Origin of the sequence: Pontibacter burrus (assembly GCF_010686685.1) — a bacterium.
Classification (GTDB): domain Bacteria; phylum Bacteroidota; class Bacteroidia; order Cytophagales; family Hymenobacteraceae; genus Pontibacter; species Pontibacter burrus.
Genome location: NZ_JAAGWD010000001.1, coordinates 332,786 through 354,441 on the forward strand (window position 1 = coordinate 332,786; position 21,656 = coordinate 354,441).

At 45.5% G+C, this 21,656-nt stretch carries 25 protein-coding genes; 5 read left to right on the forward strand and 20 right to left on the reverse strand.

Annotated elements, in window-relative coordinates:
• Positions 1-95: 95 nt before the first annotated feature.
• From GXP69_RS01585 to GXP69_RS01595, 3 genes are all read right to left on the reverse strand, one after another.
• A complete protein-coding gene (locus GXP69_RS01585; RefSeq protein WP_163911477.1) occupies positions 96-857 on the reverse strand; it encodes an exodeoxyribonuclease III in 762 nt (253 codons plus the stop codon).
• 94 nt (positions 858-951) lie between these two features.
• The gene (locus tag GXP69_RS01590) at positions 952-1,296 is read right to left on the reverse strand and encodes a hypothetical protein (protein ID WP_163911480.1); all 345 of its coding nucleotides are present in this window, start codon (positions 1,294-1,296) and stop codon (positions 952-954) included.
• Between the two features lie 84 nt (positions 1,297-1,380).
• Complete coding sequence (locus GXP69_RS01595; protein ID WP_163911482.1) at positions 1,381-1,728, reverse strand: carboxymuconolactone decarboxylase family protein; 348 nt, start codon at positions 1,726-1,728, stop codon at positions 1,381-1,383.
• A gap of 89 nt (positions 1,729-1,817) precedes the next feature.
• On the opposite strand from GXP69_RS01595, the gene GXP69_RS01600 reads away from it, so the two are divergent.
• Positions 1,818-2,504 carry a ComF family protein gene (locus GXP69_RS01600; protein ID WP_235925526.1) on the forward strand — a complete coding sequence of 229 codons (687 nt, stop codon included), beginning with the start codon at positions 1,818-1,820 and terminating at the stop codon, positions 2,502-2,504.
• A gap of 187 nt (positions 2,505-2,691) precedes the next feature.
• On the opposite strand, the gene GXP69_RS01605 is transcribed toward GXP69_RS01600, so the two are convergent.
• The 3 genes from GXP69_RS01605 to GXP69_RS01615 form a co-directional block, all read right to left on the reverse strand.
• Positions 2,692-3,171, reverse strand: a complete 480-nt coding sequence (locus tag GXP69_RS01605; protein WP_163911485.1) for a DUF4265 domain-containing protein — start codon at positions 3,169-3,171, stop codon at positions 2,692-2,694.
• Between the two features lie 74 nt (positions 3,172-3,245).
• Positions 3,246-4,481: a gliding motility lipoprotein GldJ gene (gene gldJ / locus GXP69_RS01610; protein ID WP_163911488.1), complete on the reverse strand. Its 1,236-nt coding sequence runs from the start codon at positions 4,479-4,481 to the stop codon at positions 3,246-3,248.
• A gap of 63 nt (positions 4,482-4,544) precedes the next feature.
• A complete protein-coding gene (locus GXP69_RS01615) occupies positions 4,545-5,558 on the reverse strand; it encodes a PorP/SprF family type IX secretion system membrane protein (RefSeq protein WP_163911491.1) in 1,014 nt (337 codons plus the stop codon).
• 190 nt (positions 5,559-5,748) lie between these two features.
• On the opposite strand from GXP69_RS01615, the gene GXP69_RS01620 reads away from it, so the two are divergent.
• Both GXP69_RS01620 and GXP69_RS01625 read left to right on the forward strand, forming a co-directional pair.
• Entirely contained in the window at positions 5,749-8,772 is a 3,024-nt protein-coding gene (locus GXP69_RS01620; protein ID WP_163911494.1) for an AsmA-like C-terminal region-containing protein, read from the forward strand.
• Between the two features lie 256 nt (positions 8,773-9,028).
• Positions 9,029-9,823 carry a DUF4382 domain-containing protein gene (locus GXP69_RS01625; RefSeq protein WP_163911497.1) on the forward strand — a complete coding sequence of 265 codons (795 nt, stop codon included), beginning with the start codon at positions 9,029-9,031 and terminating at the stop codon, positions 9,821-9,823.
• Between the two features lie 318 nt (positions 9,824-10,141).
• On the opposite strand, the gene GXP69_RS01630 is transcribed toward GXP69_RS01625, so the two are convergent.
• The 9 genes from GXP69_RS01630 to GXP69_RS01670 form a co-directional block, all read right to left on the reverse strand.
• The gene (locus GXP69_RS01630; protein WP_163911500.1) at positions 10,142-10,618 is read right to left on the reverse strand and encodes a DinB family protein; all 477 of its coding nucleotides are present in this window, start codon (positions 10,616-10,618) and stop codon (positions 10,142-10,144) included.
• A gap of 6 nt (positions 10,619-10,624) precedes the next feature.
• Positions 10,625-10,996 carry a DUF6970 domain-containing protein gene (locus tag GXP69_RS01635; protein WP_163911502.1) on the reverse strand — a complete coding sequence of 124 codons (372 nt, stop codon included), beginning with the start codon at positions 10,994-10,996 and terminating at the stop codon, positions 10,625-10,627.
• 104 nt (positions 10,997-11,100) lie between these two features.
• A complete protein-coding gene (locus tag GXP69_RS01640; protein WP_163911505.1) occupies positions 11,101-11,469 on the reverse strand; it encodes a diacylglycerol kinase family protein in 369 nt (122 codons plus the stop codon).
• 87 nt (positions 11,470-11,556) lie between these two features.
• Entirely contained in the window at positions 11,557-12,096 is a 540-nt protein-coding gene (gene msrA, locus GXP69_RS01645; RefSeq protein WP_163911508.1) for a peptide-methionine (S)-S-oxide reductase MsrA, read from the reverse strand.
• Between the two features lie 21 nt (positions 12,097-12,117).
• Complete coding sequence (locus GXP69_RS01650) at positions 12,118-12,423, reverse strand: peptide-methionine (R)-S-oxide reductase (RefSeq protein WP_163911511.1); 306 nt, start codon at positions 12,421-12,423, stop codon at positions 12,118-12,120.
• Positions 12,424-12,430: 7 nt separating this feature from the next.
• The gene (locus GXP69_RS01655) at positions 12,431-12,832 is read right to left on the reverse strand and encodes a methionine-R-sulfoxide reductase (RefSeq protein WP_163911514.1); all 402 of its coding nucleotides are present in this window, start codon (positions 12,830-12,832) and stop codon (positions 12,431-12,433) included.
• Between the two features lie 100 nt (positions 12,833-12,932).
• Entirely contained in the window at positions 12,933-13,709 is a 777-nt protein-coding gene (locus tag GXP69_RS01660; RefSeq protein ID WP_163911517.1) for an SDR family NAD(P)-dependent oxidoreductase, read from the reverse strand.
• 98 nt (positions 13,710-13,807) lie between these two features.
• On the reverse strand, positions 13,808-14,287 hold the full coding sequence (locus GXP69_RS01665; RefSeq protein ID WP_163911521.1) for a YdeI/OmpD-associated family protein: 480 nt from the start codon (positions 14,285-14,287) through the stop codon (positions 13,808-13,810).
• 40 nt (positions 14,288-14,327) lie between these two features.
• Positions 14,328-15,332 (reverse strand): alpha/beta hydrolase family protein, encoded by a 1,005-nt coding sequence (locus tag GXP69_RS01670; RefSeq protein ID WP_317164560.1) that lies wholly within the window; start codon positions 15,330-15,332, stop codon positions 14,328-14,330.
• On the opposite strand from GXP69_RS01670, the gene GXP69_RS19265 reads away from it, so the two are divergent.
• Both GXP69_RS19265 and GXP69_RS01675 read left to right on the forward strand, forming a co-directional pair.
• A complete protein-coding gene (locus GXP69_RS19265) occupies positions 15,279-15,413 on the forward strand; it encodes a hypothetical protein (RefSeq protein WP_317164562.1) in 135 nt (44 codons plus the stop codon). The two genes, GXP69_RS01670 and GXP69_RS19265, sit on opposite strands and share 54 nt — an antisense overlap.
• 178 nt (positions 15,414-15,591) lie before the next feature.
• A complete protein-coding gene (locus tag GXP69_RS01675) occupies positions 15,592-16,455 on the forward strand; it encodes an SDR family oxidoreductase (RefSeq protein WP_163911526.1) in 864 nt (287 codons plus the stop codon).
• 145 nt (positions 16,456-16,600) lie between these two features.
• On the opposite strand, the gene GXP69_RS01680 is transcribed toward GXP69_RS01675, so the two are convergent.
• From GXP69_RS01680 to fumC, 5 genes are all read right to left on the reverse strand, one after another.
• Entirely contained in the window at positions 16,601-17,539 is a 939-nt protein-coding gene (locus tag GXP69_RS01680; protein WP_163911528.1) for a TerC family protein, read from the reverse strand.
• A gap of 288 nt (positions 17,540-17,827) precedes the next feature.
• Positions 17,828-18,619 carry a glucose 1-dehydrogenase gene (locus GXP69_RS01685; protein WP_163911531.1) on the reverse strand — a complete coding sequence of 264 codons (792 nt, stop codon included), beginning with the start codon at positions 18,617-18,619 and terminating at the stop codon, positions 17,828-17,830.
• Positions 18,620-19,044: 425 nt separating this feature from the next.
• On the reverse strand, positions 19,045-19,500 hold the full coding sequence (locus tag GXP69_RS01690; RefSeq protein WP_163911533.1) for a hypothetical protein: 456 nt from the start codon (positions 19,498-19,500) through the stop codon (positions 19,045-19,047).
• 32 nt (positions 19,501-19,532) lie between these two features.
• Positions 19,533-20,111, reverse strand: coding sequence for a hypothetical protein (locus tag GXP69_RS01695; RefSeq protein ID WP_163911537.1), 579 nt, complete (start codon positions 20,109-20,111; stop codon positions 19,533-19,535).
• A 118-nt stretch (positions 20,112-20,229) separates the two neighbouring features.
• Complete coding sequence (fumC, locus tag GXP69_RS01700) at positions 20,230-21,627, reverse strand: class II fumarate hydratase (protein ID WP_163911540.1); 1,398 nt, start codon at positions 21,625-21,627, stop codon at positions 20,230-20,232.
• Between the last annotated feature and the right edge of the window lie 29 nt (positions 21,628-21,656).

The window sequence follows — 21,656 nt, forward strand, 5'->3', positions numbered from 1 at the left end:
GCAAGAGCACCTAATTATCTGTATATGAAACTATAAGATCTAAATCAGGTGCTCTTAAATATAACTATAAAATCGGGTATTTTCGTATGTTGCTGTTAGTCAATTTCTAACAACACAGGGCAATGGTCCGAATGTTTTGCTTCTGTAAGTATAGCGGCACGTTTTAACCGGTCACTCAGGTTATCTGTTGCCATGTTATAATCAATACGCCAGCCCAGGTTTTTGTTACGTGCTCCGGACCGGTAACTCCACCAGGTATAGTTGTGTGGCTCCTTGTTAAAGTGCCTGAACGAATCGATAAAACCGCTTTCTATAAATTTGCCCATCCAGCTACGCTCTTCAGGCAAAAAGCCTGAGCTTTTGGCATTCGATTTCGGATTATGGATATCAATTGGCTGATGGCAGATGTTATAATCCCCGCTAACTATAAGGCCGGGCAATGTCTGTTTCAGGTCTCCGATGTAGCCATAAAAGTCATCCATCCACTGAAACTTAAAACCCTGGCGCTCCTCCCCGCTTGAGCCGGAAGGCATGTAAACGCTCATCACCGAGTAGTTATCGTAGTCTGCACGAATTACGCGGCCTTCAAAATCGTAGCAATCCATACCGCAGCCAATCTGCACATGGTTAGGTTTGCTCTTCGAAAGTATAGCTACACCACTATAGCCCTTTTTCACGGCCGGGTGCAGGTAAACATTATAACCCATGTCTTCAAAAATGGCACGGTCAAATTTCGACTCGTCGGCTTTTATTTCCTGCAGACACAATACATCGGGGTTAGCCGCTTTCACCCAATCCTGAAAACCTTTACTTATAGCAGCCCGAATGCCGTTAACATTGTAGGTAATTATCTTCATTATATACTTTGACTATGTGACAAAGGACCGATTTACAAAGGACTTTCAACTATAACTCGTTTGTCCTTCGTCAAAAATTCCTTTGTCCTAAAAATTAATCCAGCTGATTGAAATACTCCAGGATGTGCCACTTCAGCATTTTTTCCTGCTCTTTCAGGTTGGCAAACGGAATTGGCTTTACCGCTTTATAATGCGGCCAGCCTTCTTCGTCAACACTCTCCAGTTCATAATACCCCGACAGGCTGAACACCTTACAGGTAGCGATGTGCATCAGGTCCTGCTTTTCTTCTTTGGTGAATTCGGTAATGCCCTTGCCCAGTTCCTGTATTCCGATCAGAAAGAGAATGGCATTCAGATCAGGCTTTTTTCCGAATTGCTTCATGAGCAAAGCCCGCAGCTGCGTCCATCTATGATCTAAATTATCTGATTCTTCTATCATAAGTTAAATTGCTGTATGGCTAAATTGTTAAATGGTTACTCTTATAAAGTATATCAACAATTTAACCATACAACCATTAAACAATTAAGCTTTTTGCGCTTTTAATTCTTCCCAGTACTCTACAGCTCTACGGAAGTGCGGGATCACGATGGAACCACCTACCAGGTTGGCAATAGAGAACACTTCAAATACTTCTTCGTCGGTAACGCCTTCTTCAAAGCTTTTACCTAAGTGGTATTTAATGCAATCGTCGCAGCGCAGTACCATAGAGGCAACCAGGCCCAGCATTTCCTTTGTTTTTACATCAAGGGCACCTTCTGCGTAAGCGTTTGTATCCAGGTTAAAAAAGCGTTTAATTACTTTATTGTCGTAAGACATAATGCGCTCGTTCATGCGCGAGCGATATTCGTTGAATTCTTCTATCTGACTCATTGTTGTGAATTGATTAGCTGAAATAGCTTAACTATAGTTATAAAATTACGGCAAAAAAATTACAAAACCTTAACCCCGAAGGCGCTACTATGTTTGATGACCTGCTGGCTTTATTTTTCCCGGAAAGCTGCTTTGCCTGTGATGGCGTTCTGGCGCGCGGTGAGAAATATATCTGCACAAAGTGCAATGTAAAGTTGCCCTACACCGACTTTCATGTGCATGGCGCTACGGAGTTAAACCCTTTGCAGCGCAGGTTCTGGGGTAAGGTGCCGGTCAGGTTTGCGTTTTCGTATTTCACGTTCCAGAATAAAGGCAGCGTGCAGCGCCTGTTGCACCAGTTAAAGTATAAAGGTGCCAAAGAGCTGGGCGTGCACCTGGGGCAACGGTACGGAAGTATATTGCAAGATCACCATTACCACGAGCAGTTTGATTTGATAGTTCCGGTGCCGCTACATAAACAGAAACAACGCAAGCGTGGCTATAACCAATCTGCTCATTTTGCTTTAGGGTTAGCTGCCGCTATGGAAGTGCCTACAGTTTCAAATATTCTGGTACGAACTATAAATACATCCACGCAAACCCGCAAAGACCGGCTTAACCGCTGGCAAAATGTGGAGCAGGTCTTTGAAGTGAAGAAACCAGAAACTATAGCTGGTAAGCATGTGCTTATAGTTGACGATGTGCTTACTACCGGGGCCACACTGGAAGCCTGCGCTGTTGCGCTGTTTAATGCCGGTGCCTCCGAAGTAAGTGTAGTAACTATAGCTGCGGCGTAGGTTTTATGACAAAGGAATTTTAGACAAAGGACATAGGACTGAAATCTTAATCAAGTCTTTTTCTGATACTCTCGCTCGCGTCCCGCGAGTATGAGCTATCCAACGGCATCTGGCTAAAATATAGAACTATAGCTTATGGTTATATGTGGCGTCCATTGTCAAACAGTCTTTTGTCTAAAAACCCAAACTATAGTTCTTTCTGTTTACGGTGTACATCCGATAAACTTGGCTCTGCATATTCCAAAATCTCTTCGGCTTCCAGCCTGTCGAGCTCAGCTTTCACCTGCTTATAGTCTACATCGTCCGGGATATCCAGTACAAAGAAATCTTCATTGACTGCTTCTGAAACACAACGCATTTTGTTAAAAGTTTTCCGTACTTCATCCATTGCTATAGTTTCGGAGTTCATTACAACCTGTATCGTAGAGTGGCCGGAATAGCTTATGGTTTTCTGGTAAATCAACTGCTTTGTTTCCGGATCTATATCTGCAAATACAATGTCGTTTGATGCGATCAGCGACGTGTAGAATGGGATACTGTCTATCTGATACAGGCGGTTTTCCTTATCCAGTACAAAAGCCCATAGTACTTCCTCTATCTCCTGCTCCAGTAAGTCGCTGTAGCTCTTAACTATGATTTGTGCGTGTTCGGTATTTTCTGTAGTCATATGTTCTATAAAAACTTAAAGCCCGGATGTTGGTCCGGGCTTTAAAGGTAAAATAATAGTAGTTAGGTATATTTTTATCTGTTTGAACCAGCGTTGATCATGGCGCAACGGAAACCGATAGTTGCTGTAGATGAATCCTGTGTCATGAAACGGCGTGTACCTGGAGATAACCAGTAAGCCACATCTTTCCATGAACCACCCTTGTAAACACGAACCTCGTCATTAATCAGTGAGTGGAAGTCACGGGCATCAGCGTTTGCATAGTTCTCTTTCTCATCCAGGTAACCATCTCTACGGAACGGGTTCAGGTCTTCCATATCCTGGTAAGACAGCGGACGGTATACGTCCTGTACCCACTCGTTCACGTTACCAGCCATATTGTATAAACCGAAGTCGTTTGGCGGATAGCTATAGATATAGTCCGTGATCATGGCTCCATCATTCAGGGCACCTGCAATACCGGCGTAGTCACCACGGCCACGCTTAAAGTTGGCCATAAACTTACCCATCTGTCTGCCATACGGGTTACGTACCTGGTGTCCGTCCCAAGGGTAAAGTCTGCGGTTGTTCTGGTTTTCGTCTTCTGAGTATTGTGTACCGATCATAGCCTGTGCTGCATATTCCCACTCAGCCTCTGTTGGGAGACGGTAGTTTGGTAGCACGTAGCCAGATTCGATAGATGGTTTTTCGCCTTCAGCAGGAGAATCACTTCCGCCTCTTCTGCCAAACAGGCCTCTTTTGTTTCCGCCATTAGCCATTTTAGCCAGGTTTTCGTTAACCTTGGCCGTACGCCAGATGGCATAGTTGTTAGCCTGTAACCAGCTCACACCCACCACCGGGAAGAAACGGAAGCCAGGATAGCGCAGGTAGTACGTTACATAAGGGTCGTTGAATGACAGCTGGCGAGACCATACCGTCGTATCAGGAAGAGCAGCCTGGTAAACTTCAGGAACAGAATCCTGCTTAATGTAGTGCAGGTACTCCAGCCAGTGGATGTTTGCCACTTCAGTCTCATCCATATAGAAAGATGCTACCGTTACTGTACGCTCAATATTATCACGCGTCATGGCAACGTCCTCTTCCATCGAACCTAAAACTGCACGGCCACCTTCGATAAATATAAGGCCAGGACCACCCTGTATATTGGCGTAATCCTCTACAGCAAAGGCTTTTTCATCTTCGCCGTACTCAATACCGGTAGCAGTACTGTAGTCGCCGGGGTTAGTGCTGGTAGGGTTACCACCCCTGTTACAGGCCGTAAGGAGCAAGCCTCCCAACACAGCAGCCGATAAATACTTAGCAAATCTCATAAAATAGCACCCAATTTAGATAAGGTTCTTGTAACGTAATTTAATGTGCAATTATAAATAAAATTAGAATGCCGGACAAACAATGCGTCTGCTTATTTTTGACCGAGAACGGCTCCGGAACATATTATCAGATGTAAGTCGTTCAAAAACCACAGAAATTTCTGTAGCGCCCCCGTTTTGCCGGGTAAATGCTGTAATACCTACATCGTGGCTCACGCCAATTTTAAGCTGATTCAGCTGTAGCCCTGCTATTACGGTAAGGGCCTGTTCCTGGTTTGCACCGCCCGTGGCCGGTACTCCTTTATATACTAATCCTAACGATAGCGGTGTGTAATTAGTGTGTAATCCAACATCCAGACGTGTAAAATTTTCCTGATGAATGATGGTAACAGCCGGGGATACGCTCTTTTCGGCAAAGCTGTTGCCATTGGGTGATCCATCCAGATAAAATTTATAAACAGCGTTTGCTGTAAACCGTATGGGTAAGCGGGTTTTTTCGGCAAAGCCATACTCGGGTTTATTTAAATGAGAGGCAGCAACCCCAAACAGTAACTGGTTGGTATAAAGCAGTAAACCGGTGCTAAAACTCAGATAACGAACAGGTTCGAAAGTGCTGGCCTCTGCCGATGTTAGCGCTACCTGGCCATTATCCGAAAGCTGATCGCCAAAAACAAGGTTGTTATAGTTTATGCTCAGCGAGTTTATACTTGTCTGCAGGCCTGCCGATAAAGCAAGGCGGTCGGTTAAAGGTGTATGGTAGGCATAACCGGCAGCAGCCTGTAATTTTTGTAATCCGCCAATACCGGCCTTGTCCTGCTGAACGAGCAGACTAATTGCACTTTTTGTATTTGGCAACAATAAATCGGCAGAGAGTTGGTTGGTAACAAAGGCTCCGTTTAGGGCAGGCCACTGGTTTCGGTGGTGCAGGCTTACGCTCCAGTCGTGGCCGAGGCCTGCAAAAGCAGGGTTATAGTACAGGCGGCTGGCATACTGCTGCGAAAAAAGTACATCCTGCGCAGTGGCTGTAAAGCCACAAAGCCATAACGCAATACACAGAATCTGTTTTTTTGAAAGCATACAGTAATAAATAAAGTATAAGCCAGACTAAAAAAATACCCGCTATGCTACTCGGCGTTTAAACTTTTGCATAGTTTTGGCTATACTTTTGCAGATCACCAGTTTAATAAATGGTTAAACATCGGCTTAGTGGCTCAACAACGAAATTTAACCATACATTTTTAATAAGATACCTTTTATCTATCACTATATGAAAAAAGTAGTTATTGGCTTCTTTGTCTTTCTGGCAGTGCTGCTGGCAGTAGCGGCACTGGTCCCTGTTCTGTTCAAAGATAAAATCAAACAGACCCTGGACAAAGAGATCGCAAAGAATATTAATGCCAACGTTATTTACCAGACCGATGATGTAAGTCTGTCGCTTTTCCGTGATTTTCCGGATGTATCGCTTAGCGTGGAGAACCTGGCTATAGTTGGTGTAGACTCTTTTGCTACCGATACGCTGGCACAGATCCCCTCCTTCCGGATGGGCCTGGACCTGATGAGCGTGATTACCGGTGATGAGCTGAAGATAAATTCGGTTACGCTGGATGAGCCCAAAGTTAGACTGATCGTGCTGAAAAGCGGTAAAGCCAACTGGGACATCATGAAGCCTGATACTACTGCCCAATTGCCAGCCGATACTGTAGCCAGCGATTTTGCCATGGCTATCAAGAAATGGGAGATCAACAACGGTACGATGTTTTACGATGACCTGAGTATTCCTTTTGGGATGGCGGCCTACAATGTAAACCACACTGGCTCCGGCGACTTTGCCAAAGACGTGTTCGACATGGACTCCAAGACCACCTCAGACCGCTTTACCATGACCTACGATGGCGTGAACTACATAGAGAATGGTAAACTAAACGCCGATGTAACGATGGCTATGGACCTGGACAAGTCGCTATACACCTTTAAAGACAACAACATCAGGCTGAACGAGCTGCCCTTTACTTTTGAAGGAACCATCCTGATGCCTGATGAAGCCATTGACTTCGACCTGACCTTTAAAGCCACCGAAACTGATTTCAGAAATGTGTTGTCGGTAGTGCCGGGCATGTATACAGAGCAGTTTAAGGATATTAGTACAGAAGGTAAGCTGAGTTTTGACGGTTATTTTAAAGGCCGCATGGTTGATACTTTGATGCCGGGTTTTGGTACGGAGCTGAAGATCATAAACGGGATGTTCAAATATCCGGACCTGCCACAGGCTGCACGCAACATAAACGTGGATATGCGCATCGATAATAAAGATGGCAACCCGAATAACACGATAGTTAATGTGCGCCAGCTGCACTTAGACCTGGGCAAAAACCCGATAGACGCCAAAGTGCTGGTAGAGGGTCTTGAGCCAATGAAAGTGGATGGCAATGTAAAAGCAAGCATCGACCTGACCGAAATGACGAAGGTATTCCCGATTGAGGGCATGGCCTTGCAGGGCTTACTCAAAGTAGATGCCGACGCCAAAGGAGTTTACTCTAAAACCAGTATGCCGGTAATTGATGCCGACATGCGCCTAACCAACGGTTATATCAAATCGAAGGACTTCCCGGCTCCGATCGAGCACCTGAACATGGTGGCCAACATTCTGAACAAGACAGGAAACACCGACGATACACGCATAAACATTCAGAACTTTAACATGACCCTGGAAGGAGAACCGCTTTCCGGCCGTGCGCTGATAGCAGGGATAGATAAACCTGCTTTTGACTTTGACATTAAAGGTATCCTCGACCTGACCAAGCTGACCAAGATCTTCCCGCAGGAAGGCATGACTGTTTCGGGTAGAATAAATGCTAATGTGGCGGCTAAAGGAAAGCTGAGTGATGTGGAAGCAGAGAAGTACAATAACATTACGGCTAACGGTACCATGGATGTAAGCAACCTGAATTTTGTGAGCACCGACCTACCGCAGGGCATTAAAATAAATAAAGCCAATGCGGTTTTCAATAACGAGCGCATCGAGCTGAAGAACATGAGCGGTCACCTGGGCAAAAGCGATATTCAGGCAAATGGCACCATCTCGAACTACCTGGGGTATGCCCTGGCTGATAACCAGGCGTTGCGCGGTAACTTTAACCTGAGCTCGAATAACTTTAATGTGAATGAGTGGATGGTGGAAGAAACTGGCGAACCGGTTGCCAGCACCGAAGAGGCAGGTGTGGTAGAGATTCCGGCTAACCTGGATATTACGCTCAATGTAAATGCAAAACAGGTAGCCTACGATAACCTGAAACTGAACAATGTGAATGGCCGTGTGCTGGTAAAAGACAAGGTAGCGCGCCTGGATAAAGTTACCTTTAACACCTTAGGCGGCACATTTGCTACCAGCGGTACTTACAATACACAGGACCTGCGTAAGCCGCTTTTCGATATGGCGCTGGATGTGCAGAACTTGAATTTCCAACAGGCCTTTAATGCCTTTAACACGATAAAGGTACTGGCCCCTATTGCTGGCGTGCTGGATGGGACTTTCTCTACCAACTTTAAGTTTGCCGGCGAACTGGCGCAGGATATGACACCGGTATTTAAAACGCTGGATGGTGCAGGCGTAATTAAAGTATTGAAAGCTGCCGTTCGCGATGTGAAGATTGTAGATAAAATTGCCAGCCTCACTCACCTGGAAGAGATACAGAACTTTGTAATCGAGAATAAGATGATCGATGCACAGATTATAGATGGCAGCCTGGTGATAAAACCATTCGACCTTAAGATTGGTGATGTACAGATGAGTGTAGGCGGTAGTAATAACATGCAAGGCCAACTGGACTATGTAACAGCCCTGAACGTGCCGACCGGCAAAGTAGGCAAGGAAATAAACACCAGGCTGGCCAGCATGATCGGCGGAACGCAACTACAGGCAGCGGAGCGTGTAACCCTAAACCTGAAGATAGGTGGTACCTTAGCAGACCCACGTGTGAGCCTGGCCAGTGGCAGTGTAAAAGAGCAGGCAACGAACCTGGTTAAAGATGTGGTGCAGAGCAAACTGGATGATGCTAAAATAAAGCTGGAGCAGCGTAAAACTCAGGCTGCCGACAGCATTAAAAATGAGCTCAACCGCAAGAAAGAGGAAGCCGAGCAAAAGGCACGCGAGGAATTGGAGAAGAAACGCAAGGAAGCCGAGCAGAATATTAAAAAGCAGGCAACAGATAAGATCTCAGATTTCCTGAAACCAAAAACCAAACCTGCCGCCAAGCCAGCCACTACCGATACCACCAAAGTCGGGACGAAATAATGTAATTTATAGCATATCCATAATATACAATTGTTGTATTTAAAGAAAGATGCCCGAAGTAGCTACTTCGGGCATCTTTCATATAAGGGGTAACGTAATTTCCGGCTGTTACGGGCGTTCTATACCCGAAGTGCCACAGAGGTACGACAACAAAAGTACAGGGCTCAAACTATAAAAATCAGCGCAGAATCAATCCTTCATGTTGTCTTCATGTTGGTCGCAGATATTTGAGCCTAAACATTTAAATACAATACTTATGAAAAGAAAACTTATCATCCCCTTCCTGTTAGGCGGTCTTGTTTGGTTCAGTGCCTGCGAAAGCGATAACGAAAGCAATGGTGCAGGAACTTCAAAACTACAGGTACGCATGACCGATGCTCCCGGCGACTATGAAGAAGTGAATGTAGAGATTGAATCGGTGCAGGTACACAGAGAGGCAAATGGTGGCGAAGATGGATGGGTAACGCTGGATGAAATCAATCCGGGTATTTACAACCTGCTGGACTTTGCAAACGGAAGAGACACCCTGTTGGCCAGCGCAGAACTACCTGCCGGCAGAATTTCACAGATCAGGCTTATTCTGGGCGACGAAAATACTGTAAAGCTTAAAAACGGAAATATAGTTAACCTGAAAACGCCAAGCGGACAAACATCCGGTGTAAAACTACAAGTAAATGCAAACCTGGAAGCTGATGTAACTTATGTGATGCTGCTGGATTTTGATGCAGCCCGATCAGTAGTGCCAAAAGGCAATGGCGGCTATAACCTGAAGCCGGTTATCCGTGTGATTTCGCAGGCCGTGGCTGGTGGTATAAAGGGTACGGTAACACCTGCCGAGTATAAGCCGGGCATCTATGTGATTTCTGCACAGAACGATACGCTGGGCGGCTTCGCAAATGACAACGGCGATTTCCTGATTAAAGGCGTACCCGCAGGCACCTATACTGTTAAGTTCTATACTGAAGGTGGCGCCCACGACAAACAGGTTGATAACGTAACGGTATCGCAGAATGCCATCAAAGACCTTGGGACTATCGAGCTGCCTGAGTAAGCATCAGGAAAAACTATAGTTAATAAAAGAATTAAATTGTGAACCCCTCCATGTAAAAAGGAGCTCTTTCTGGAGCTCCTTTTTATTTGTGTATAGGGGTAAGCTTCTTATAATTGAACCCACCCCTAACCCCTCCGAGGAGGGGAATTACAGCTTGGCGTTTTATTCAAACTATAGTTTTATAGTTGACTTCTACAGGAACTAATAAACTATAGCCAAACTATAACTTGAGAAAAAATTCCCCTCCTCGGAGGGGTTAGGGGTGGGTTGAGCTATTTATCCTTTATCAAGCCGTCGTTTGTCAAAAATTCTAACTACCTAAAACACCTGGCCCATCAGCTCGCGCACGTAGGTTACGTAATCGGTGTTAGGTGGTGTGAAGCCATTTTTGCGCAGGTCGGTGGCAACCTGTGCGCGGTGGTAAGTAGCGTGGTTAAACGCATGTGTTAAAATATCCAGTACGCGGGTGCTGTACTCGTTGCCCTGGCTGTTGGTATAGTGTATCAGGCGGTTAAATTCTGCTTCGTCGGCGTTAGCTACCAGTTCGGCAATTTTGTAAGATGCTGATTTGTGCAGCTCCTTTAACTGCTCTAGGTTATGCTCCTGCCACACTTTTACCGGGCTTTGTGTGCCAGTAATACGGGCAATCCAGATGGCCTGTGCGTTAAGGGCATGGCTCATTAAGCGGGCAGCATTGTTTGGTACGCTCGGCAGGCTGCTGAACACATCCAGCATGGTCTGGTTGGCCCAGATGTTATATTCCGATAGATTCTTGAGTACGTCGTTTCCTGTCATTTCTAATTATCTTTCTCGTTTATCTTCCCAAATTAAAGTCTCGTGCTGGCGCTTCTCAAAAAAGTCGGTGCAGCGGCCATCTCCCCTGCCCGTTATGCCACCATCCGGCTCACATAGCTGGTTTCCCTGCGCATCAAATAATTTGCTGGGTATATCGCAGCAGCGGCTGGTCAGGTAATACACTTCCTGGTTGTTATAGCTATAACGGTAGATTTTAGCAGGCGGATTTGCGGGTGCATCCTGCTTCAGTTGCTGAATAAGATCTGATAACCAGGGAGCCTGCGGAGTTGTTGCTTTTTCTGGCGTATTGGCTGGTTTGCACGATGCAGCCAGGCAGAGCAAAACTATAGTTAAGATGCGGGTCAGCGTTGTATACATGTCCGTTTTTTTCGAAGCGGCTGCAAAGGTAACTATTTTAATTCTGAATAGAGAGGTACTGCTGAACTATAGCAATTAGCTGCCGGGAGATAAAATAAGCATGATCAGAGAAGGGCAAGCACATAAGGCACAAAAATGATAAGCCCAACTATAGCCGCCGTGATGGCCGCTACCAAAACTGCCGCTGCTGCCAGGTCTTTGGTTTTGCCAGCCAGCGGGTGCCGTTCCGGCGATACCAGGTTTGTCAGTGTTTCGATAGAAGTATTGAAGATCTCGGCTGTAATAACCATACCGATGCTACCTGCTAGCAGGCACCACTCCAGCTTTGTAACCTGAAACAGGAAGCCTGCAACAATAACGCCAATAGCCGACAACACGTGCAGGCGCATGTGTGGCTCAGAACGCACCGCCGAGTTTATACCCTGCAAGGCAAATTTAAAGCTGTTGTAGCGTTTCTTGAAATAGCTGTCCAAAGGTGAATTATGAATGCTGAATTATGAATTAATTTTTCCGATCAACTATAGATTCTCAATCTACACCTCTAAACACCAACAACCAAATTAACTATACTCCGGCTTTAGCTTGTCTTTAAACACTTTCCGGAACTTCTCCACTTTTGGGCGGACTACAAAAGCGCAATATGGTTGGCTGCCGTTTCTCAGGAAATAGTCCTGGTGATACTTTTCGGCGGGGTAATAATTGGTTAAAGGCTCGATAGCTGTAACGATAGGATCATCGAAAGCACCGGACTGATCTAAAGCCAGTTTATAGTTTTCGGCCAGCTGCTTTTGCTCTTCGTTGTGGTAGAAAATAACGGAGCGGTACTGCGGGCCAACGTCGTTGCCCTGGCGGTTTAGTGTAGTGGGGTCATGGGTTTCCCAAAACACGCGCAGCAGCTCCTCGTAGCTTATTTGCTTCGGGTCGTAAGTTATCTGTAACACCTCTGCGTGGCCGGTTGTAGCGCTGCATACCTGCTCGTAAGTAGGGTTTTCCACATGGCCGCCTGCATAGCCCGACTCCACTTTATCCACACCTTTCAGTTGTTGAAAAACTGCCTCTGTACACCAGAAGCATCCATTCCCGAACGTTGCTGTTTCCATTTATCTGTCTTCTTAAGTAAGCTATAGTTTATAATTCAGCGCCCCGGCATTTATGCAGTAGCGCACATTGGTTGGTGTACGGGCATCATCAAACAGATGGCCCAGATGCTGCCTGCACTGGCTGCACAAAAGCTGTATTCGCTCACGCCCGTACGTGTTAAGCGGGTTATGCTGCACGTTCTCCCCTACCTGTGCCCAGAAGCTCGGGAAACCAGAACCGACATCAAATTTATAGTTTGCGCTGAATAGCACCAGGCCGCAGTTGGAGCAGGTATAATTGCCGTTTTCCCGCCGGTTCTCCTCTACTTTGTCCCTGTGCCTGAACATGGTGTATTTAATTTCCCTTCTCCAGCTCCTCTACAGGCACAAACTTCATAGAAAGCGAGTTTACGCAATGGCGGATATTCTTTGGTGTCAGGTATTCGCCTTCGAACACGTGGCCCAGGTGTCCGCCGCAGTTAGCACATACAATTTCGGTACGTCGGCCGTCGGCATCCGGTATGCGTTTTACAGCGCCCGTTATCTCATCGTCGAAACTAGGCCAGCCGCAATGCGACTCAAATTTGTATTCCGAAGTATAAAGCGGGGCATTGCAGCGGCGACATAAGTAAACACCTTCTGCTTTATTATGCTCATACTCGCCTGTGCCCGGGTATTCCGTGCCCTTGTGAACTATAATACGCTCCTCTTCAGGGGTAAGCTTGTTATATTCTGATGGATCTTTTGCGATTTTCATGAGTTAAATATTTTGCTAAAGTTGTACTAAAACAAATAACGCACCTTAAAGTTTTAGATGACATATTGGCCGTTTTATCCGGCACCAACTTATAGTATACCTATGCACCCTGCCCCACGTTCTGCGACAGGCCACCATCCATAAAGTAACTTGATCCGGTAACATAATCTGCATCAGCAGAAGCCAGGAAAACCGCCACCCTGGCAATCTCTTCCGGTTTACCAGCCCTTTTCATTGGGATGTTCTGTTCAGCTTTTTCACGCACTTTCTTATTGTCTATGGCTTCCTGGTTCATGGGCGTTAAAATCATGCCCGGGCAGATATTGTTTACGTTAATGCCATCTTCAGCTAATTCCAGGGCCATTGTGCGGGCAAGGTTACGAACTGCCGCCTTAGAAGCGCAATAATCTGCTGTGCCGGCAGCAACAATCTCTTCGTGCACCGACGATACGTTGATGATCTTGCCTTTGCCACCCTGCTGTTTGCGGTGCTTTATAAAAGCCCTGGAACAAAAGAAGGTACCATACAGATTGGTACGGATAGTCTTGTCGAAAACTTCTGTGCTCATATCGGCCACGTTAATGCCTGAGCCATTTACGGCGGCATTGTTCACCAGTATATCGATCGTTTTAAACTGCTTCAGTGCCTGCCCAAACAGCTGTTCTACCTTTTGCTCATCACTGATATCTACCTGTAATATTACGCCTTTGCTGTTGTGCTTCTCCACTTCTTTAAGTGTTCCTTCAGCGCCTGCTTTGTCAGAATGATAACAGATAACCACATCAGCTCCTTCTCTGGCGTATTCAATGGCGGTGGCTTTGCCAATACCCGAATCTGCGCCTGTAATCAGCGCTACTTTTCCTTTAAGTTTGTCCATAGATAATTGTTTGTATGCTAATGCTCTCAGCCTGAGTTAAGCTAAAATCAATAGTTACATACTGCCTGCGCTGCCTGGTGGTTCAGGGATAAGATGGATTACTTTTCGTGCAGCTTCCGGTTATTTAGCAGCTTGTCTATAGTTTGCACAATGCGCTCTACCTTGGTTTCGTCGGTTTTGGAACTATAGATCCAGTCAGTTATGGCTTTCTGTTCGCCATCGGTGCAGTTCTGAAACTTCTCATAAGCTGCGGGTTCATCTCTCAGGCAAAGCAGCAGCTCTTCAGGTACTTCCTGCGGGGTGTTGTCGGAGTAAAGTATTACCTGCACCCAATCGCCTGCCTGCTTCTTTATCTTTTTCCGGATCTCGGATTTTACCGGCAGAAAAAGCTTGCCATTGCCCATCGGCATTAGGTGGAAGCCTTTTATTTCGTAACCGTCTATAGTTCCTTTTACCCTAACCCAACCAAAATGGGTATGTTTGTCCGGAGCAATTTCAGGTATAGCTGCATAGGTCCAGCCGCCTTTGCCGGGAAACTTCTCCAGCAGGTAAGCTTTATCGGTTAGAGGTTCATGCATAGCGTTAAACTATAGAAATACAAGATCTTGCTTTTTATGCCTATTTCAGAAGGTTTATTCTTACCCAATCTCTGATCTGGTTTTTAGTCGCAGCCGCATAAGGTATTCCTTTGGTTGATCCCTCATGACAAAGATCTGTGAGTTTAAATGAATGATTGGCACCTGCTATAGTTGCGGTCTGGATGTTTGCAGGTATGCCGCCTGGGTAAAGCTTTTGCAGCTCCGCCAAGCTGTATTTAGGAGATACCAGCGCATCGTTTTCGCCGAATATGAGCAGCAATGACCTTTGTATGTTAGAAAGATACTTACCCGGCTCAAACTTCCCGATAACTTTAAGCTGTTTCCATTGGGGCTTAACAGGTAAAGCTGTCGCCACAAGAAAAGTTACCTTTGTTTTCTTGGTCGCCTTTTGTCGTGCTGCTTCTTCGGTTAGCTGCTCTTTGCACATCAGGGTGCTGGTGTAGTCGTTTCGTACCTGCTCCCATACGTTAAATGTTGGCCCTGCCAGCGAGATGCCTCCGACAAATGTTTCCGGATATTTCGAAACGCAGATCTGGGTTATCCAGCCTCCCTGGCTATGCCCTGCTATCGCTATCCGGTTCTTGTCTATAAAGGGAAGCGACTGCAGGTAATCAGCAGCAGCTTTTGCATCGGCAGCCCTGCTCTCGAAATCGGCTGTGTGCCATTTCCCTTCTGATGCGCCTATGCCTCTTTTATCAAAATACAGAATGGCAACGCTATCCATCGGTAATTGATTTGTAAACAAAGAATCTACAAAGCTTGCGTAGCTGGAGGTCGTAGAGCCGGCACCCGAGCCAACACAGAACACAATAGCCGGTATTTTGGCTGTAGTCTGTGCTATATGCTTTGGCACCAGTAGTTTGCCCTGCAGGGTGTATTGCCCGCTTTTAAAAGAGATGGGTAGCCTATCTATTGCGACAGCACTGCCGGAGGGTGCAGTGGGCCCGGGTGCAGCATTTAAGCTACCGATGTGGATTATCAGCAGGAAGAGGAGCGCTATTTTTTTGTACGGGACAACATACAGCCAGCTGCCCTTGCTAAAGGATCTCCCAAACCAGCGGGTTTCGAAAACTATAGTTTGAAGCATACGGTGTATTATGTATAAGCGTGTAGAATTAAAACTATATTCAACCCCTCTGCCTCACGAATGTATGAAATTGCCCTTAATCCTTTAGGTATCAGCGATACTATTGAGATACTACCTCACATCTGATAACCTTCTCAGTTCTTATTAGTTGTATAAATTACTACCGAAGATACTAAAACGGAAAGGATAAAATCATATGAAATTTGGAATTACCGGAGCTACAGGGCAGCTTGGCCGCCTTGTAATCAGCAAGCTCAAAGAGCGAACATCAGAAGCTAACATTGTGGCGCTTGCCCGCTCGCAACAAAAGGGTGCTGACCTGGGCGTAACGGTGCGCGAAGCGGACTATACGAAACCGGAAACGCTTAACCGTGCTTTAGAGGGGATAAACATTCTGCTCCTTATCTCATCCAGCGAAGTGGGACAACGTGCGGCCCAGCACAAAAACGTGATAGAGGCAGCAAAAGAAGCCGGCGTAGAATGGATCGTGTATACCAGTCTGCTTCATGCTGATACGTCGTCGCTGAGCCTCGCTGCCGAACACCGCGAAACGGAAGCAATGCTGAGAGCATCGGGTATACAATTTACATTTTTGCGTAACGGCTGGTACACCGAAAACTATACCGGCTCTATTCAGGGTGCTCTTGCCGGTGGTGCTTTTATTGGCAGTGCAGGGGATGGTAAAATCTCTTCGGCAGCCCGTGCCGATTATGCTGACGCGGCGGTTGCGGTTCTGACAGGTGAAGGCCACAGAGGCAAAGTGTATGAGCTGGCCGGCGATGAAGCTTACACGCTAAACGATCTGGCTGCAGAAATTTCAAGACAGACAGGCAAAGACATCCCTTACAAAAATCTGCCTGAGGCCGATTATGCTGCTGCTCTCGCTGGTTTCGGTTTGCCTGAAGGGCTGGCGCAGGCCATTGCCGGTTGGGATATCTCCGCATCTAAAGGCGATCTGTATGACGATAGCCGCCAGCTTTCTACCCTTATTGGTCACCCGACCACACCTATGAAAGAGACCGTAGCAGAAGCGCTTAAAGAAACTTCGAAAACGCAGTAAGGCTTATAGTTTAACTATAGCCTATAAACAAGAGAAGCTACTTCACCAGTAGCTTCTCTTGTTTATAAGGAGTTTGGTTCTGCTAACTACAAACTATAGTTTCAGATAAACTATAGTTGCGCTATCACTAAAAATTCTGAAAGACTTATTGCCCCTGATTGTTCATTCTATTGTCTCTTCTGGTTTTCACAAAAGACAGGACAATACTGAAGATCAGGACCATCGCAATTACCAGTAGCGATATAAACGTAGGAATCTTGAAGATATCAACCAATAGCATTTTAGAGCCTACAAATACCAGTATAATGGCCAGTCCGTACGATAGGTAAACAAAGCGGTCTACTACGTGGGCGAGGGCAAAATACAACGAACGCAAACCTAGGATGGCAAATACGTTTGAAGTATAGACGATGAACTGGTCTTGTGTAATGGCAAGTATTGCCGGAATGCTGTCAACGGCAAAGATCAGGTCGGTAGTTTCGATCAGGATAAGCACCAGAAACAGCGGCGTAGCATACTTTTTGCCATCTACTTTCACAAAGAACTTATCCCCATGCAACTCATTTGTAACAGGCATTATTCTTCTGGCAAACTTCATAACCGGGTTGTTTTCCGGATCGATCGTGGTCCCCTTCTCTGTAAACATTTTGTAACCGGTATAGATCAGGAAAGCGCCGAAAATGTAAATGGTCCAGTGGAATTTCTCGATCAGGGCAACACCGGCGAAGATAAAGATTATCCTCATGACCAATGCCCCAAGAATACCCCAGAACAGGATCTTGTGCTGGTAGATGGCAGGCACCTGGAAATAGCCGAAAACAAGCACAAACACGAATATATTATCTATGCTCAGCGATTTCTCGATAAGGTAACCGGTCAGGAACTCAATTGCTTTGGCCTCGCCGAACCAGTAATACACTAAGGCATTAAAAACCAGGGCAAGACTTATCCAGACAGCTGACCAGGTCAGTGCTTCTTTTACTGATACAACATGCGCCTTCCGGTTAAATACGCCCAGGTCGAGCGCAAGCATGAGAAGTACAAATACGTTAAAGCCAATCCAGAATGAGGCGGTTACTTCCATAAGTGTTCGTTAGTGTTTGTTAGTTACAATTCTTATAAGATGTTTGTTACAAGAAAGGCTTTTCGCGTGCAAATTTAATCAGATAGTGTACTTGCTGCATAGTTATCTTAGCATATTGGCTTAAAATTAGATGAATAACAAAGAAGCAGCCACAAACGGAGCTGCTTCTTTGTTATAAATAATCCGGATATAGTTTCCCAAGTCCGCTATCCGACATTTTTTTCTTCAAGCCGATGTTGGATGCTCCCGAAGCGATGACCGTATGAGAAAGCAATTCTGTTCTTAGTGCTAAGGGTTTCCATACATATTCGACTCACCCCCATCTATAGCTATAGTTTGTCCATTAACATAAGAGGCCGCTTCGCTTAGCAGAAAAGCCACTACCTTGGCCACTTCTTCAGGTAAGCCTAAACGCCTGGTTGGGTTTCGTTTGGCGTATTCGGCTTCTGCAGCTTTGGGGTCATCAGGATTAACTTCTCTGAAGGCTTCGGCCACCATGGGCGTCAGGATGGCTCCCGGGGCAATGGCGTTGGTTATGATGCCGTCCTTGCCATACTCGAGAGCAGCGTTTTTTGTCATGCCGGAAACGGCGTGTTTGCTGGCCACATAGGCTACCTGGTTCAGTACGCCCCGAATGCCGCCCACCGATGCCACATTTACAATACGCCCGTACTTCTGCTTCTGCATAACCGGAATTACATAGCGCATGCCGTAATACACACCCATCAGGTTAATGTCGATCACCTTTTTAAACATCTTGATGTCGTACTCGATCATGGGTGCCTGCTTGCCCTCTATCCCGGCGTTGTTATACAGGCCGTCTATGCGGCCAAATGCTTTCTCTGTTTCCGAAGCATAGCGTTTCACATCGTCTTCATTGGAGGCGTCGCCCACCACTGTAATGATCTTTGCTGAAGAGAACTCTCTAGTTAAGTTATCGGCTGCATCAGAGAGTTGGGCTTCGTTGAAATCCATCAAGGTAAGGTTAGCCCCCTGGCTTGCCAACTCTTTCGCTGCCGCCAGCCCCAGGCCCATGGCAGCACCCGTGATAATGATAGATTTCTGGTCGAATGTTTTCATAGTAGCTTATAGTTTGATGTAGAACTCGGTAAGTATGGCAGGCTCCTTTTATCTGCTTTTCAGAAGAACAATATAAAAGCTTAAAAAACCTGGGGTGATGAAGGGAAGCAGAGATGTATGAATTATACGATGGAAGGTGGATTGGTGGTGGAGCTAACTATAGTTGGATGTTTGGAGATAGTGTTGTGCAGCTATGAAAAGTATTTGTCTTGCTGGCCTCTTGCTAGTGCGAGCTTGCAGCTCGTGTCTTACTTTCATAGTATAAATTAAGTACGAGCTACAAGCTCGCACTAGCGGAGTAGGTTAAATATGGAATATACGATGGAAGGTGGGTTTCCGGTGGAGCTAACTATAGTTTGACGTTTAGAGAATGAATTAAGAGTCACAAGCACGCACTATTGGGATTAATATCTATTCAGTAAGAATTAATCAACTAAAGTTCGTCTGAATTTACTCGCTTCTACATAAGTATTAAACTTATAAAACTTTCGAGAAGTAACGGAATGTATATATTCATACTCATTTCTCAAGCTGATCTCAAGTTTATCTAAAGTTTTGTGTTCAAAGATATCAGTTAGATATCGATCTTCAATTTCTTCTATTTCAGATAAATAAACATACTTGTTTACACCATCTAGAAAACCTGTTTCACCGGATGATGACATGGAGGTGTAAGGACCGGTTTTATATTGTATAACAGCTAAAGTATATTTTGTGCTAGTTTGATCTATAATGTTTTTAGACTTATCATTCGTATTAGCAGCTTCTAATTGAGCCTTTAGGTCTGCAATTTGTTCTTCCTGCTCTTTTAATTTGGAAGTATCTGTACAAGAAAACAAGATAAGACAAATTAATAATATAGTTCCTCTAAGATATTTCATTTCGTTTTAGGCTTACTCTTTATATAACTCGTTTAATTACCCCCCATTTGTCTTTTTAAATCAGCTTTTATTGTTCGAATTAGAATCTCATAATTGCTTTTATGGTTAGCATTTTGATCTATCATTTGTCCTACTTGAAATTCATCAAAACTCTGGTTCGATCTATATTTTATTAAGCTTGATTTTCCAATTTGATACTCTGAAAATGAATGAATTATATTAATGAGCTCATCATAATGTGAATCTTCAATAAAGAGGGAAGATCTTTCAATCTCTGTACGAGTAATACTTAACTGTTTAGAAAACTTTTCAAGGTTAACTGAATTTGCTATACTCCATAATGAATCAGCGAGAACTTTGAGGTCATACAAACTAGCCCATAACAGACTATAATGTTCAAATTGCTTATCATTATACTTTAGTGAAGTTTGTTTAATTATCTCTAACTGAGATTGGTAATGATTTATTTCATTCTGAAATTTAGCTTTAAGCTCTTCCTCATATCTCTTAATAAAAATTTGAGCTATATATCTTGAGAAAGATAGTATAATAGCACCTACCCCACCAGCTGAGAGTAGGATTGTTAATAAAATCTCGTATATATTTTCCACGCCTTATCAAATCAATCACTAAATATACGTAAAGTAATATGTATAACTCTGTTCAAGAACAAAACAAAAAAGCAGCCCCAAACGGAGCTGCTTTTCCTTTATCTGTAAACTACAGTTCTTACTTTTTCAAGCTGCCGATCATGTCCTCTGGGCGTACCCACTCGTCGTACTGCTCGTTGGTTAGCAGACCAAGGGAGATAGCTGCCTGGCGAAGGGTTGTGCCTTCTTTGTGGGCTTTCTTCGCGATCTTGGCTGCGTTGTCGTAACCGATGTGCGGGTTAAGGGCCGTTACCAGCATCAGCGAGTTCTCCAGGTTCTCTTTAATGCGGGCTGTGTTTGGCTCGATACCAATTGCGCAATGCTTGTCGAACGAGTCGCAGGCGTCGCCGATCAGCTGGGCGCTCATCAGCAGGTTAAAGATCATCACCGGCTTAAACACGTTCAGCTCGAAATGGCCGTTCATGCCTCCAACCGAGATAGCCACGTCGTTACCGATAACCTGCGCGCAAACCATTGTCATAGCCTCAGCCTGTGTTGGGTTAACCTTACCTGGCATGATAGACGAACCTGGCTCATTCTCTGGAATCAGGATCTCAGCAATACCAGAACGTGGACCAGAAGCCAGTAAACGAATATCGTTAGCAATCTTCATTAAAGAAACAGCCAGTTGCTTCAGCGCGCCGGAAGTTTCAACTATAGCATCATGTGCAGCAAGCGCCTCGAATTTGTTTGGGGCCGTGATGAACTCATGACCGGCATATTGAGAGATCTTCTCGGCAACCAATACATCGTAACCGGCTGGCGTGTTAAGGCCTGTACCAACTGCAGAGCCACCAAGCGCCAGTGTGCTCAGGTGTGGCAAGGTGTTGCGAAGCGCTTTCATGCCATAGTCCAGCTGCGCTACGTAACCCGAAAGCTCCTGGCCCAGCGTAAGTGGCGTAGCATCCATCAGGTGCGTACGGCCGATCTTCACCACATCCATGTAAGCTTCGGCTTTGCTGTGCAGTGTGTCGCGTAGTTTCTGTACCAACGGCAGCGTGTGCTCTACCACTTTTTTGTAAGCGGCAATGTGCATCGCTGTCGGGAAGGTATCGTTCGAAGACTGTGACTTGTTTACGTCGTCGTTCGGGTGGATCTTCTTTTTCTCATCCATCAGGTCGCCGCCCAGCAATACGTGTGCACGGTTAGCTACCACCTCATTCACGTTCATGTTCGACTGTGTACCTGATCCTGTCTGCCAAACTACCAGCGGGAATTCGTCAGCCAGTTTGCCTTCCAGAATCTCGTCGCAAACCTGAGAGATAATGTCTGCTTTGTCCTGAGCCAGAACACCAAGCTGTGCGTTAGCCTGTGCGGCCGATTTTTTAAGGATAGCAAAAGCTTCGATCACTTCTTTCGGCATCAGTTGGCCGCCAATGGTAAAGTTTTCTTTCGAGCGCTGCGTTTGTGCGCCCCAGTATTTGTCTGCAGGCACCTCAATCGGGCCCATCGTGTCTTTCTCTACGCGAACTTGCATATCGATTTATGTTTGGTTTAAAGGATCAG

What these genes read in the sequence shown, in the direction of transcription:
- GXP69_RS01625 (WP_163911497.1), top strand. Translation starts at nt 9,029, where the DNA reads ATGAAAAGAAAACTTATCATCCCCTTCCTGTTAGGCGGTCTTGTTTGG.
- GXP69_RS01595 (WP_163911482.1), bottom strand. Translation starts at nt 1,728, where the DNA reads ATGAGTCAGATAGAAGAATTCAACGAATATCGCTCGCGCATGAACGAG.
- GXP69_RS01605 (WP_163911485.1), bottom strand. Translation starts at nt 3,171, where the DNA reads ATGACTACAGAAAATACCGAACACGCACAAATCATAGTTAAGAGCTAC.
- GXP69_RS01665 (WP_163911521.1), bottom strand. Translation starts at nt 14,287, where the DNA reads ATGCATGAACCTCTAACCGATAAAGCTTACCTGCTGGAGAAGTTTCCC.
- GXP69_RS01685 (WP_163911531.1), bottom strand. Translation starts at nt 18,619, where the DNA reads ATGAAAACATTCGACCAGAAATCTATCATTATCACGGGTGCTGCCATG.
- GXP69_RS01620 (WP_163911494.1), top strand. Translation starts at nt 5,749, where the DNA reads ATGAAAAAAGTAGTTATTGGCTTCTTTGTCTTTCTGGCAGTGCTGCTG.
- msrA (WP_163911508.1), bottom strand. Translation starts at nt 12,096, where the DNA reads ATGGAAACAGCAACGTTCGGGAATGGATGCTTCTGGTGTACAGAGGCA.
- fumC (WP_163911540.1), bottom strand. Translation starts at nt 21,627, where the DNA reads ATGCAAGTTCGCGTAGAGAAAGACACGATGGGCCCGATTGAGGTGCCT.
- GXP69_RS01630 (WP_163911500.1), bottom strand. Translation starts at nt 10,618, where the DNA reads ATGACAGGAAACGACGTACTCAAGAATCTATCGGAATATAACATCTGG.
- GXP69_RS01675 (WP_163911526.1), top strand. Translation starts at nt 15,592, where the DNA reads ATGAAATTTGGAATTACCGGAGCTACAGGGCAGCTTGGCCGCCTTGTA.
- GXP69_RS01680 (WP_163911528.1), bottom strand. Translation starts at nt 17,539, where the DNA reads ATGGAAGTAACCGCCTCATTCTGGATTGGCTTTAACGTATTTGTACTT.
- GXP69_RS01600 (WP_235925526.1), top strand. Translation starts at nt 1,818, where the DNA reads ATGTTTGATGACCTGCTGGCTTTATTTTTCCCGGAAAGCTGCTTTGCC.
- GXP69_RS01615 (WP_163911491.1), bottom strand. Translation starts at nt 5,558, where the DNA reads ATGCTTTCAAAAAAACAGATTCTGTGTATTGCGTTATGGCTTTGTGGC.
- GXP69_RS01690 (WP_163911533.1), bottom strand. Translation starts at nt 19,500, where the DNA reads ATGAAATATCTTAGAGGAACTATATTATTAATTTGTCTTATCTTGTTT.
- GXP69_RS01585 (WP_163911477.1), bottom strand. Translation starts at nt 857, where the DNA reads ATGAAGATAATTACCTACAATGTTAACGGCATTCGGGCTGCTATAAGT.
- GXP69_RS01660 (WP_163911517.1), bottom strand. Translation starts at nt 13,709, where the DNA reads ATGGACAAACTTAAAGGAAAAGTAGCGCTGATTACAGGCGCAGATTCG.
- GXP69_RS01655 (WP_163911514.1), bottom strand. Translation starts at nt 12,832, where the DNA reads ATGAAAATCGCAAAAGATCCATCAGAATATAACAAGCTTACCCCTGAA.
- GXP69_RS01590 (WP_163911480.1), bottom strand. Translation starts at nt 1,296, where the DNA reads ATGATAGAAGAATCAGATAATTTAGATCATAGATGGACGCAGCTGCGG.
- gldJ (WP_163911488.1), bottom strand. Translation starts at nt 4,481, where the DNA reads ATGAGATTTGCTAAGTATTTATCGGCTGCTGTGTTGGGAGGCTTGCTC.
- GXP69_RS01650 (WP_163911511.1), bottom strand. Translation starts at nt 12,423, where the DNA reads ATGTTCAGGCACAGGGACAAAGTAGAGGAGAACCGGCGGGAAAACGGC.
- GXP69_RS01635 (WP_163911502.1), bottom strand. Translation starts at nt 10,996, where the DNA reads ATGTATACAACGCTGACCCGCATCTTAACTATAGTTTTGCTCTGCCTG.